Source organism: Dolichospermum circinale AWQC131C, assembly GCF_000426905.1.
Classification (GTDB): domain Bacteria; phylum Cyanobacteriota; class Cyanobacteriia; order Cyanobacteriales; family Nostocaceae; genus Dolichospermum; species Dolichospermum circinale.
On record NZ_KE384613.1, the window covers coordinates 28,549 to 39,694 of the forward strand.

The 11,146-nt window shown below is 39.8% G+C and carries 11 protein-coding genes and 2 tRNA genes; 10 read left to right on the plus strand and 3 right to left on the minus strand.

The window, feature by feature from the left end:
• The 8 genes from ACIR131C_RS24600 to ACIR131C_RS0111990 all read left to right on the plus strand — a co-directional run.
• The coding region (locus ACIR131C_RS24600; RefSeq protein WP_035371917.1) for a PatA/PatG family cyanobactin maturation protease at window positions 1–1,044 on the plus strand (1,044 nt) is incomplete at its 5' end.
• 436 nt (window positions 1,045–1,480) lie between these two features.
• Window positions 1,481–1,741: a 30S ribosomal protein S16 gene (gene rpsP / locus ACIR131C_RS0111960; protein ID WP_028090381.1), complete on the plus strand. Its 261-nt coding sequence runs from the start codon at window positions 1,481–1,483 to the stop codon at window positions 1,739–1,741.
• Between the two features lie 7 nt (window positions 1,742–1,748).
• Window positions 1,749–2,135, plus strand: a complete 387-nt coding sequence (locus ACIR131C_RS0111965) for a KH domain-containing protein (RefSeq protein ID WP_028090382.1) — start codon at window positions 1,749–1,751, stop codon at window positions 2,133–2,135.
• A gap of 447 nt (window positions 2,136–2,582) precedes the next feature.
• Window positions 2,583–3,533, plus strand: a complete 951-nt coding sequence (locus tag ACIR131C_RS0111970; protein ID WP_028090383.1) for a PhoH family protein — start codon at window positions 2,583–2,585, stop codon at window positions 3,531–3,533.
• 60 nt (window positions 3,534–3,593) lie between these two features.
• Window positions 3,594–4,001 (plus strand): ChuX/HutX family heme-like substrate-binding protein, encoded by a 408-nt coding sequence (locus tag ACIR131C_RS0111975; RefSeq protein WP_028090384.1) that lies wholly within the window; start codon window positions 3,594–3,596, stop codon window positions 3,999–4,001.
• Window positions 4,002–4,080: 79 nt separating this feature from the next.
• Window positions 4,081–4,857, plus strand: coding sequence for a DUF6816 family protein (locus tag ACIR131C_RS0111980; RefSeq protein WP_028090385.1), 777 nt, complete (start codon window positions 4,081–4,083; stop codon window positions 4,855–4,857).
• Window positions 4,858–5,015: 158 nt separating this feature from the next.
• Window positions 5,016–5,098, plus strand: a tRNA-Tyr gene (locus ACIR131C_RS0111985).
• A 77-nt stretch (window positions 5,099–5,175) separates the two neighbouring features.
• Window positions 5,176–5,247: transfer RNA gene (locus ACIR131C_RS0111990), tRNA-Thr, on the plus strand.
• A 145-nt stretch (window positions 5,248–5,392) separates the two neighbouring features.
• On the opposite strand, the gene ACIR131C_RS0111995 is transcribed toward ACIR131C_RS0111990, so the two are convergent.
• Together ACIR131C_RS0111995 and ACIR131C_RS0112000 are read right to left on the minus strand one after the other, a co-directional pair.
• On the minus strand, window positions 5,393–6,028 hold the full coding sequence (locus tag ACIR131C_RS0111995) for an ExbD/TolR family protein (protein WP_028090386.1): 636 nt from the start codon (window positions 6,026–6,028) through the stop codon (window positions 5,393–5,395).
• Window positions 6,018–6,728 (minus strand): MotA/TolQ/ExbB proton channel family protein, encoded by a 711-nt coding sequence (locus ACIR131C_RS0112000; protein ID WP_051347553.1) that lies wholly within the window; start codon window positions 6,726–6,728, stop codon window positions 6,018–6,020. The genes ACIR131C_RS0111995 and ACIR131C_RS0112000 overlap by 11 nt, the downstream gene beginning before the upstream one ends.
• A 263-nt stretch (window positions 6,729–6,991) precedes the next feature.
• Here ACIR131C_RS0112000 and ACIR131C_RS0112005 point away from each other — a divergent pair, with 263 nt between their 5' ends.
• Both ACIR131C_RS0112005 and ACIR131C_RS0112010 read left to right on the plus strand, forming a co-directional pair.
• Window positions 6,992–7,306, plus strand: a complete 315-nt coding sequence (locus ACIR131C_RS0112005; RefSeq protein ID WP_028090388.1) for a YkvA family protein — start codon at window positions 6,992–6,994, stop codon at window positions 7,304–7,306.
• 289 nt (window positions 7,307–7,595) lie between these two features.
• The gene (locus tag ACIR131C_RS0112010; protein WP_028090389.1) at window positions 7,596–8,534 is read left to right on the plus strand and encodes an Rpn family recombination-promoting nuclease/putative transposase; all 939 of its coding nucleotides are present in this window, start codon (window positions 7,596–7,598) and stop codon (window positions 8,532–8,534) included.
• Window positions 8,535–8,700: 166 nt separating this feature from the next.
• On the opposite strand, the gene ACIR131C_RS22625 is transcribed toward ACIR131C_RS0112010, so the two are convergent.
• Window positions 8,701–11,146: COR domain-containing protein (locus ACIR131C_RS22625; RefSeq protein WP_051347554.1), on the minus strand; the 2,446-nt coding region annotated here is incomplete at its 5' end.

Consider the following 11,146-nt stretch of genomic DNA (forward strand, 5'->3'; position numbering starts at 1 on the left):
CAACCTCACCCCCAACCCCTCTCCTACGAGGAGAGGGGAGTAGGAATCTCTCGTTCCCAGGTAGAACCTGGGAATGCTACATTAGAGGCTGTGCCTCTAACTATATCATCAGGCAGAGCCTTGGAGACGGTATTCCCAGCCGGAGACTGGGAACGAGAACAAAGAAGCGAAATAACTCAAGGTGTTACCCCTAGTGCCGCTTCTAAATTGGTTTATGCTTTAGGAACAATTGGTTATGATTTTGGTAATGAAGCCAGAAGGGACTCGTTTAAACAATTAATGCCAGCAGTGAATATGGACGGGGCAATTATCCCTGCTAATCCCTATGATAGCCGGCAAATGGTGAATTATCTATCAGAAAATCCCGCCGAAGCTAAACCTTTAATTTGGACTCTTAACCAAGAACTGACTCCTATTTATGCTTTAGAACCTGTAAGTGGTTTTGCAGCAGATATCTATGAAACTCTAATTGCTATGTTAGAGGGACAAATTCAACCAGAAGATAGTGATGATTTTGTGGAACGGGTAAGTATTCCTGCAAGATTAACAGATAGAACTGTGGAATTATTTTCTGGTCAAGTTGTGCCTGTAATTACTTTAACTAATACTAGGGGAATGTATGGCTGGAAAGTCAATAGTTTAGTAGATATGGCAATGCAAACTGTAATTACGGAAGCCACAGCACCAGCCGAAGAAATGGCTATGAGAAAGGCTTTGAGTAGTTTCTTAAATCGAGTTTACTATGATTTGCGAAATTTAGGACAATTTGCTAAAGATCGGGCGCTGAATTTTTCTGTAACTAATGCTTTCCAAGCTGCTTCTAGTTTTTCTCAAGCTATTTCTACAGGGATGCAGCTTGATAGTATTGAAGTGGAAAAAAGTCCTTTCTGTCGCATTAATAGTGATTGTTGGGATGTGAAATTAAAGTTTTTTGACCCGGAAAATGGCCGCAGAGCTAAAAAAGTCTATCTATTTACCATTGACGTGAGCGATCGCATTCCTGTAACTTTAGGTCAAGTTCGCTCTTGGTCTGTGCGGAAATAAGCACCTAGTCTAGCTCAAGACCTAGAATTTATCAAAACTGTTTCAATACCTTGTCCATCTTTTGTAGGTCGGGTTAAGCGACAGCGCAACCCGACGCATTTGTTGGGTTATGTACCTCAACCCAACCTACAAATCAAGGCTTTTTTCAATTTGGACAAGGTATTGTTGTTTATAATGAATCAGTGCAGATAATGGAGGAAAGATTGAGGTGCTACAACTGTTTTATCCCGAAACCACGGGAGCAGGGGGCTGAAAAGAATATCTTTCTTACCGACAACTGATAACTGACAACTAACTAATAGCCATTCACGGCCAAGAAGTGCTAAAATTAGCGTTTCAGTCTCGGAAATTGTGAACGCGGGTGTCATAACCCAGTCACTTCCTCATCAATCAGTTGCAAACTCACTAACTAGGAACAGGAGAAACAGTTCTCAAAATGATCAAATTGCGTTTAAAAAGATTTGGCAAAAAGCGCGAAGCAAGTTACCGAATTGTTGCCATTAACAGCCTGGCTCGTCGTGACGGTCGCCCCTTGGAAGAATTAGGATTCTATAATCCCAGAACAGATGAAGTAAAATTAGACATTACTGGTATTGTGAAGCGACTACAACAAGGCGCTCAACCTACCGATACAGTTCGTCGTATTCTCGTAAAAGCTAACGTTTTTGAACAGGTCAGTGCAACAGCCGCATCATAGTTTTGAGATTAAATCCCTAGCAACCAGTCCCAATTATGTTGGGCTGGTGAAGTTTCTTGTGCAGCCGTTTTTAGAATCTCCAGAATCTTTAAAGGTTGATTGTGAAATATCTCAAACCCTGAAGCGGGCTTGGGTACGCATTGCTTTTGATAGTACAGATAAAGGAAAAGTGTTTGGTAGAGGGGGACGCAATATCCAGGCAATTCGCTCTGTAATTGCCGCCGCAGCAGAAATAGCTGGTCAATCAGTATACCTGGATATCTACGGTGGTGCTTCCCCAGGTCGGGAAAGTATGTCTTTTGATGAAGAACAGGAAGAGCGGACACTACCACCCAAATCGAAAGAAAGAGAGAGTAATATTCCCAAACCTGTTGTTAAACCACGTTTGCGGTAATATCAGCTACATTAAAATTAAATATTAAAAATTAAAAAAAGCGGATTAAATAAGCTTTTGAGAAATTTTTAGTATTTGGTTAATTTCCGCCCTTGTCAAGTAGTCAGTTGAGATTGTTGGAGACGGGAGACAACAGTCTTGTCAAATCTTGGCTAATAATTCCGTGTTTATTGCGGATTTACCAGCCAAGAATTAACAAGTGTTGTCAGCCTATTTCCCAATCATAAACATATTAATTAACGGCAAGTTAAGTACCTGAGCAAAATTAATTGAACATTTTAAAAATCCCTCAACCGATAAATTACGTAGGGGCAAACCCCCTGTGGTTGCCCCACATATCGGGGTAGGCACGGGGACGTTACCCCTACATAATACAATTTTAAATTTACATTGAATAGGAAAATATTATTTTGTTAAAAACAACCTTTCACCCAATTCAAGAATAATATGGCAGATGATTTGATCCAACTGCCTAATATGTCCAGTGCGATCGCTTTAGCAGGATATAGTGAGGCTAATATCAAGTTTTTATCTCAACAAACAGGAGCTAATTTAGTTCTGCGGGGACAAGAATTATTAATTTCTGGAACACCAAAACAGGTAGAATTAGTAAAGAAATTGGTGCGATCGCTAGAAAATTTGTGGAGTAAAGGTAATAATATCTCTAGTGCTGATATTCTCACCGCCCGTCAAGCCCTCGATACCAATACAGAAGACCAATTACAGGACTTACAGCGCGATATCCTGGCCAAAACTCGCAGAGGGTTAGAAATTCGCGCTAAAACCTTTCACCAACGCCAATATATAGACGCGCTTCGCAGACGCGATTTAACCTTTTGTATTGGTCCTGCGGGAACAGGAAAAACCTATCTGGCTGTAGTTGTCGCAGTTCAAGCCCTACTTAGTAATCAATTTGAACGGTTGATTTTAACTCGTCCCGCAGTGGAAGCCGGGGAAAAACTCGGTTTTTTACCGGGAGATTTACAGCAAAAGGTTAATCCCTATCTGCGTCCCCTTTATGATGCCATTAATGAGTTTATAGACCCGGAAAAAGTCCCCAATTTAATCGAACGGGAAATCATCGAAGTTGCACCACTGGCCTATATGCGGGGAAGAACCTTAAATAATGCTTTTATAATTGTTGATGAAGCCCAGAATACTACACCGGCGCAAATGAAAATGGTTTTAACGCGCTTAGGTTTTAACTCCCGGATGGTGATTACAGGTGATATTACGCAAACTGATTTGCCAGCATATCAAAAATCGGGCTTAGATATGGCTTTACAAATTTTAAAAAACGTAGAAGGGATTGCTATTTGTGAATTTTCTCAAAAAGATGTAGTGCGTCATCCTTTAGTACAGCGCATTGTAGCTGCTTATGAGAAATATGAAACGTAGTAAATTAGTTATTGGTTATCAATCTGAAATTGAACACTCACTAGTAAAAAATTAACAAATATGACAACAACATTGAAAGAATTTTTAGAAGCTTGTGAAAGCTTAGGAACTTTGCGGTTAATTGTTACCAGTAGCGCCGCCGTTTTAGAAGCGAGAGGGAAAATAGAAAAGCTATTTTACGCCGAATTACCAAAAGGTAAATATGCAAATATGCACACCGAAGGCTTTGAATTTCATTTAAACATGGACAAAATCACCCAAGTGAAATTTGAAACAGGTGAAGCCAAACGAGGGAATTTTACAACTTATGCAATTCGGTTTTTAGACGAAAAATCAGAACCTGCATTAAGCCTATTTTTGCAATGGGGTAAACCCGGAGAATATGAACCAGGACAAGTAGAAGCTTGGCAAATTTTAAAAGAAAAATATGGCGAAATTTGGCAACCTTTACCCCTAGAAATTTTGTAATTTTTCGTTTCTTTCAGATCCCCGACTTATTTGATAAGTGGGGGAGTAGGTTTAATATTGAATTATTGAATTATTGAATATGTTTACAAAAATAATTGTTAGTTGTTGCTTAATGCTTTTATTATTGTTAGGAAATAACGAAGCACAAGCGGGAGAATTAGCAGAACATTTAGCCAAATTCCCCCAATGGGAAAAATTAACATCAGTCAAACCAGCAGAGGGAGATTTAGTCTACCCTGACTGGATAGCTGGTAGGTGGAAAGTAACAAGTACATTAGTAGATTTAGCAGCACCGTTAGCACCGAATATAATCACACCCGGCTTTGAAAATAATCGCAGTCAATTAAATCAACCAATTAGTTTTTTAGTGAGATTTGTGAAAGTTAAACCAACTAATTCGGGTTTAAAAATTCTTGCTTATTTCCAAAATCAAACACCAATATTAGTAGCTGATAGAGAATTTAATAGTTTAAATTTAACCAGAGCCTATTTAGGAGATGAAGCTGTATTATCATCAAAAGTAGATCCTGAATCTCCTAATCGTCAAATTACATTTTTGCGGGGTGAACGTCAATTAATTTCTCTTGTCACTGCTCGCGCTACAGAGAGAATATCACAACATCAATTCATCACTTCCGAAGTTTTTCAACAATTATTTAAAGGTGGTTCTCGTCCCTATTTAAATACTGTAGAATCAACCACCGCTTACCAAAAACTTTCCACCTCTTCCCCAACCATTACAGCAGACCAAGTTACCGCTGTCTATCTTTCCCCCCAAGATCCTGATTATTTTACCGCAGGTTCTCGACCAGTGGCATTATATCGTTATCGCCTAGAATTTTTCCCCCCAAGCTGAACTTTCAGGTCAAAATGGTATTTAACCCCGCTTGTACTTGTGAGCAACTGGGAAAACTGGCTTGGGGTAAGGGATTGAGGTTTTATGAAAAATATTTTCTCTAACCCCTTGCCAAACTTAAAAACTATTGCTATTATAGTTAAGCGTGGGACACAAACGGGTCGGTGTCCGAGTGGTTAATGGAGACGGACTGTAAATCCGTTGGTTTACGCCTACGCTGGTTCAAATCCAGCCCGGCCCACCTCTTACCGATGTTAGGAATTATAATTGCTGTGTAATGATAAAACACACAGCACTATAATTCTTGGTTTCAGTTTCGCCCGTGTGGCTCAGTGGTAGAGCACACCCTTGGTAAGGGTGAGGTCACGAGTTCAATCCTCGTCACGGGCTTGTTTAAAAGTAAATATTCTAGCTACGAGTTGGAAAATTACGAGCCAGAAAGAACAGTGAGATGTAAATAAAAATCTCCCCATAAACTCATAATTGAGAAGAATATGGAGAGATATAAACATCCAAAATTTTTGGTGAAATGGTATTAATTCTCAGGAGAAGAATTATTCTTTTCTGGTTTTACAGGTGCTTGCGGTAAAGTGTTGCTGGGAATTGAAATACCAGGAGTTATTCCCTTTCCCGGAGCAGGAACTAGATTTGGGTTATCGGGTGGTAAATAATTAAAGTTTTGAGACGGGTTAATTCCTGGGTTAAGAGGAATAGCAGGGAAGCTAGGTGAATTTGTCACTGGTTGAGATGATCCGGGAATAATTCCCAAAGATACCCGATTTCCTCCCACCTTCCGTAGCAAATCTAATGTTTGAACAACATCATTATAAGTTGCTGTACGTGACGCATTCAATACTAAAATCCCCTCTGGATTTGTTTGGATATATTGCTTTAAACGCGATTCCAATTCCTCTCGACTTACAGGTTCTTTTTCTATATAGGTCATCCCTTCAGCATCAATTGTCACGGGTAAAATGTTATTTTTAGTTTGGGAATTAGCAGCAGAACTTGTACCTGTACTAGCTTTAGGTAAATCAACATTGATTGCTTGTTGACGAGTAAATTGTAAAGCTGCTAATAAAAAGAATGTCAGAATACAAAAAACAACATCAATTAAGGGGATAATTTGAATCTGAACGTCTTCAGTGGGAGTGTCTAACTTAACTTTCATCTTCTTCTCCTGGTAAAGAGTTCAAGGGGGAATTATCAATTGTACCCTCTGACTCAATTACAGAATTGTTGGGAAATGATTTTTCATTTGAGACTGTCCCTAAATTCATTTTATGAGGATCAGGAGGGTACTGACGGTAGAGTAATTCCATTTCATTTCCCGCTTTATTGAAAACCTTAACTTGGTTAACAACAAAACTTTGAAATAGGCGGTAGAATACCAAACTAGTAATTGCTACTATTAATCCTGCGGCTGTACTAATCAAAGATTCCCCAATCCCAGTTGTGACACCAGCAGCAGACTCTGTACCTAAATCACCAATACGAATTGAACTCAGGGAATGAATCAAACCCAAGACTGTACCTAACAATCCTAGCAGGGGCGAGAGAGCAATTACAGCTTCTAAAAGTTTTTCCCCCCGTCGCATTCCTGCTATTTCGTCTGCTGCGGTTGATTCTAGAGCCAATCTAAAGGTTTCTGGATCGTTTTTCTTGAGGCGTAAAGGTGCATATAAAAACCTACCAATAGGTTGATTTCTTGCTTTTTCAGCAATTGCTTCAGCTATTTCCCAATTCTCACCAGCAGCGTCCAAAACACGATTAACTATTTCTGTTTCCTGGGTAAGAATCTGTAACCAGAACCAAAAACGTTCAAAAATCACACTTAGTGACAGCACTGATAAAACCAGCAAAGGCCACATAGAAGGACCACCCTTCTTGAACAAATCAAAAACTATAGAGGTCCCGCTCTTATTCAACAAATCTGAGATATCCACTGTTTAAGTTTCCTCACTCCATCACTAGTAATCAAAGCATTTTCATTTTCAAGAGTAATGCAATACTCACAAAATTTGCCAATTAATTACCAAGGATTAACATCTTCTATACACAATATGGCGGTTATTCCCACCGGGAGTTTAGAGGATTATTTGCCAAAATAAAAAAATCACTGGAGGTTAAGAGTATGAACTTCTCAATTCAATCCCTTTATACATGGTATCGGAATACATTACGTAATCCTAAATACCGTTGGTGGGTAATTATTGGTACTGTTACCTATTTAATCAGTCCTTTGGATATTTCTCCAGATTTTATTCCTATTATTGGTCAAATTGATGATGTTTTCCTTTTAACTTTATTTGTTACTGAAGTTTCGGGATTAGTAATTGATGGTTGGAAAGCTAAAAAAGGGAATGTAGAGAATAGTACCAGCAATACAGTGAATAATGCGCCTCCTACTGGGGAGACTGTGGACGTTGATTCTGTTTCTGTTAAGTAGTATTGGGATGTAAACGGAATTTTAGATGCAAAAAAGCGATACCATACCTTAGGTCAGCTTTGCTATTGCACTTCCTAATCTAAGAGTTATCAAACTGACTGGAGGTATGGTTAACAAAGTGGTTTAATCGTTTGTTTCTATAGGTCAGGATTTAGGAATGCTCTACCCTGGCCTATATAGGTTTTTTGTAATCTGTTAAAAATTTCCATCTCCGCCGTCATGAAAATCACAAAATGGATAGCGACGCTATTCCTGGTAATATATATGAAAAGGTGATTTCTACTTTTATATGCGGCGTGACTCTATTTTTTATTATTTATTTCAAAAATACCCAACCCTACTGTTTGAGTTATTGGCAAATCCTCCAGCAAATGCGGCTAGTTATCGCTTTGATTCGGTAGCGGTAAAAGAACCAAAGTTTGAAATTGATGGGGTATTTTTACCACCGGAAACGGAAACACCAGGAGTTGTTTATTTCTGTGAGGTACAATTTCAAAGAGATGAGCGACTGTATGAACGTTTATTTGGGGAGTTGTTTCTCTATTTTTACAGAAATAGGGAGCGTTTTCAAGATTGGCAAGCGGTGTTAATTTATCCAAATCGGAGTATAGAACAAGGGGATATTCACCCCTATCGCGCACTTTTGAGTTCGGAACAAGTACATCGAGTATATTTGAATGAGTTGGGAGAATTTGAACAATTACCCCTTGATGTGAGTTTGTTAGTGTTAACAACTCTCAACCAAAAGAAAGCGCCAGCAGCAGCGCGATATTTAGTCAACCGTTGTCAACAGGAGTTACAAGCACCAGCGGATAGTCGTGCCATATTAGAAATAATTACCACGATAATGTCTTATCGGTTTACTCGTTTAAGTCGTTTGGAGATAGAAGCAATGTTAGGTATAACTTTTGAGCAAACTCGCTTATATCAAGAACTAAGAGAAGAAGCGACAGAAATAGGTATGCAACAAGGTATACAACAAGGTCTGCAACAAGGTCTGCAACAAGGTCTGCAACAAGGTATACAACAAGGTATACAGGAGGGAGAAGTAACTCTTATCCTGCGGTTGTTATCTAAAAAATTTGGGGAAGTTCCTAGTCAGCTAAAAATGCAGATTGAGAAGTTATCTCTGGAACAATTGGAAGATTTAACTGAGGTGTTGTTAGATTTTGCAAGTTTAGATGATTTGGTTAGTTGGTTGCAAAATTTAGAGGTTTCTGAGAAGTAGAAGCGCGGTTTCCATCTGTATTCAACCGCGAATTTATGTGCAGATTGCGCGAAGCACGATCTAGGAATAGCTATTCCTGATCGTGATAAATACAGGAATTTTTGGGTTTGAAAATTAATCTCAAAAATTAGTATTCATCTACAAATTGAGGATGAACCCAGAGAAATTACCGGCGTTTATTTTGCACTCGTTCTAAACCACCAAAACTAGAATCTTTTGCTTTTAATAGGGCGTGTAATTCCCGTAAAATTGAGCCTTGGGCGCGAATTACATCACCTTCTGAAAAGGAAGCTTGATCAGACGTTTCAGCTAAAGCCATATCACCGCCTTTTAAGGTAGATTCAATGGTTTTTTGTCCTAAATCAAGTTGTTCTTCAATAGCTTTGTAGGCTGTGTCATCTAACATAAACTTAGTTGCTGAACCCGCTACAGGTAATACTAAGCTGAGAGTTCCTGTTAAAATTTTGAGATAGGGAATTGCTTTGGTAAACCACTCACGGGGTAAGTCTAATTCATAAACTCCCTTCTTTGGATCTTTAGGATTTAAGGCTGGAAGTGGTTGACGGGCGTGTTCACACCAAAGGGTAAGTTGAAATTTGGCATTTATCCATTTAGGTTTATCCAAAAATCTCGGCTCAATGGGTTTAAAGCTAAACAAACGAGGTCCATCTTTAGCTTCATCTGTGAGCATTTGCATGAATGTTGCAAACTGCTGATCAATTTTGCTAAGAGCAATACGTTGTTCGTCAGACAATTCCCGAAAACGGTTTTCATTTAGACTATCGCACCTAACTAAATCTTCGCGGATGACTTTTACAGCAGTTTTTAACTCATTTTTTAACTCATTTCCTACAACAGTTTTCAGAAGATCTCGAACTTGGTCAATATCAAATATTTGTGATGGAGGTGGAGTTGTGGGTGCGTTATTTAGCAAACAATCAATATTTTGCCATTCATCACACTCGGTAATAGGACAGGGAAACTCATGACGATTCTTTTTTTTGCTTTCAATTAGTTTCTGGACTTCAAATAATCCCTTTCCAGGTGGATTCATGCCGCAAGGTGCAACGCAAGCAACCATAACGTTACAACGCAAACCTTCCCAGAAATCTTCAACTAGCCATCTAATCTCTTCCGTGAGATAGGATAAAAAGCGTTCTGGATAAGCCGCCCGCACTGTAATTTTTACATCAGTGCCAACATACTCCACTAATGCGCGACCGTTGTAGTCATTATCCAGCATTAAGCCCCGTTGCCAGTGGATGCTGTTTTCGTAATTATTCCGTCCTAGTGAATATTTATGTAAGCGGACAATCAACTGATAAAACAATCCTTCTGCCACTGCAAACTGTCCCCGACTGTCCACAATGCGACAGATTTGTACTTGTTGTTTGTCTCCGGGTTCTGGTTGTTCTCCCCAATTTGGTAATTTGTTTGGGCGTGTATCAGGAACAAGTTGAGCAATCAAGCTCGTATTGCTAGGTTCAGATGGATTAAAAACTACTTCATAGGATAAATCAAAGCGTTTCATCAGTCCCAAAAATACCGGATGTAGTTCTTTCGGATAACCTTCTTCTCCCTCAAATGGGGGATGACTCCATAATTGGCTGAGATGTTCAAATTCCACTAAACCGTTGCGTTTGCGTGTCACTTCATCATCCAATACAAAACTGATTGCCTTGGCTAACCAGTCGGGTTTGAGGATGACGATATTGCGGAGTACAGAGTCGTAATGGTAATGGATAAAATGACCCAATCTATGGGAAATGGCCAGGAATAAATCTGCTTGCTGTTGATCAATTCCCTGTTCAGCACAGATGGCAATAACCTCATTGTAGGGGAGATAGGCTTGATCACTGGTTTTCAAGATTTCCCGTACCTGTTGCCATTTAGCAGGAACAGAACGCCCAACTTCAGGAAGAGATGCCGCAATACGAGCAATTTTGGCTTTTAATTCTACTAAACCAGGGCAATCTGTTGTATTTCCTGGGGGTTTGCTGTCTACATGGAAGAAACCCAAAACTGTATCTTGACCAAATTGATCCAGAATTTCTTGTCTGTCAATATCTGGTTGTCGCTGTCCTGGTCCGCCGTGAGTGGCAACTACTAACACTTTGGCATCTGGCGCTCGATTTTTGATCAAGGTAATCCATTCTTTGACAAAACCTTGCTGGGGTCCTTCCCGTGGTTTCCAGACCACTAAATACACGGCTGGCGCACTGAAAAATAACTGGTGGGTGGGACGATAAACCCTCTGACCGCCAAAATCCCAACCATTCAAGGTGATTTCTGTACCGCTATCGGGATCTGTGACAATGACAGGTTTAATTTCAATGCCGTGAGTTGTGGGGCGACCTTCCACCCATTCATCCCCTCGCAATGCCCCTAACAGACAACTTTTGCCCACTTCACCCTCACCAATCAAGATTAGTTTGGCTTCATTGAGTATGATTTGTTTTTCTGCTTTTGCCCGCAGATATTCCAATACAGCTTTAGTTCCTTGTTCGTAGGCGGCATAAAGTTCAGGATTGAGGGGGTTGTTGCCGAGGTAAAGCTCTTGTAACTGAGTCAGGGAAGCGATCGCATCTGGGATGGCTGTCAGTTGGTTGTTG

Excerpts from the sequence above, each read along its gene's own strand:
- ACIR131C_RS0112010 (WP_028090389.1), top strand. The coding sequence starts at position 7,596 with ATGCGGCGTGACTCTATTTTTTATTATTTATTTCAAAAATACCCAACC.
- ACIR131C_RS0112000 (WP_051347553.1), bottom strand. The coding sequence starts at position 6,728 with ATGTGGCCTTTGCTGGTTTTATCAGTGCTGTCACTAAGTGTGATTTTT.
- ACIR131C_RS0111980 (WP_028090385.1), top strand. The coding sequence starts at position 4,081 with ATGTTTACAAAAATAATTGTTAGTTGTTGCTTAATGCTTTTATTATTG.
- ACIR131C_RS0111995 (WP_028090386.1), bottom strand. The coding sequence starts at position 6,028 with ATGAAAGTTAAGTTAGACACTCCCACTGAAGACGTTCAGATTCAAATT.
- rpsP (WP_028090381.1), top strand. The coding sequence starts at position 1,481 with ATGATCAAATTGCGTTTAAAAAGATTTGGCAAAAAGCGCGAAGCAAGT.
- ACIR131C_RS0112005 (WP_028090388.1), top strand. The coding sequence starts at position 6,992 with ATGAACTTCTCAATTCAATCCCTTTATACATGGTATCGGAATACATTA.
- ACIR131C_RS0111970 (WP_028090383.1), top strand. The coding sequence starts at position 2,583 with ATGGCAGATGATTTGATCCAACTGCCTAATATGTCCAGTGCGATCGCT.
- ACIR131C_RS0111975 (WP_028090384.1), top strand. The coding sequence starts at position 3,594 with ATGACAACAACATTGAAAGAATTTTTAGAAGCTTGTGAAAGCTTAGGA.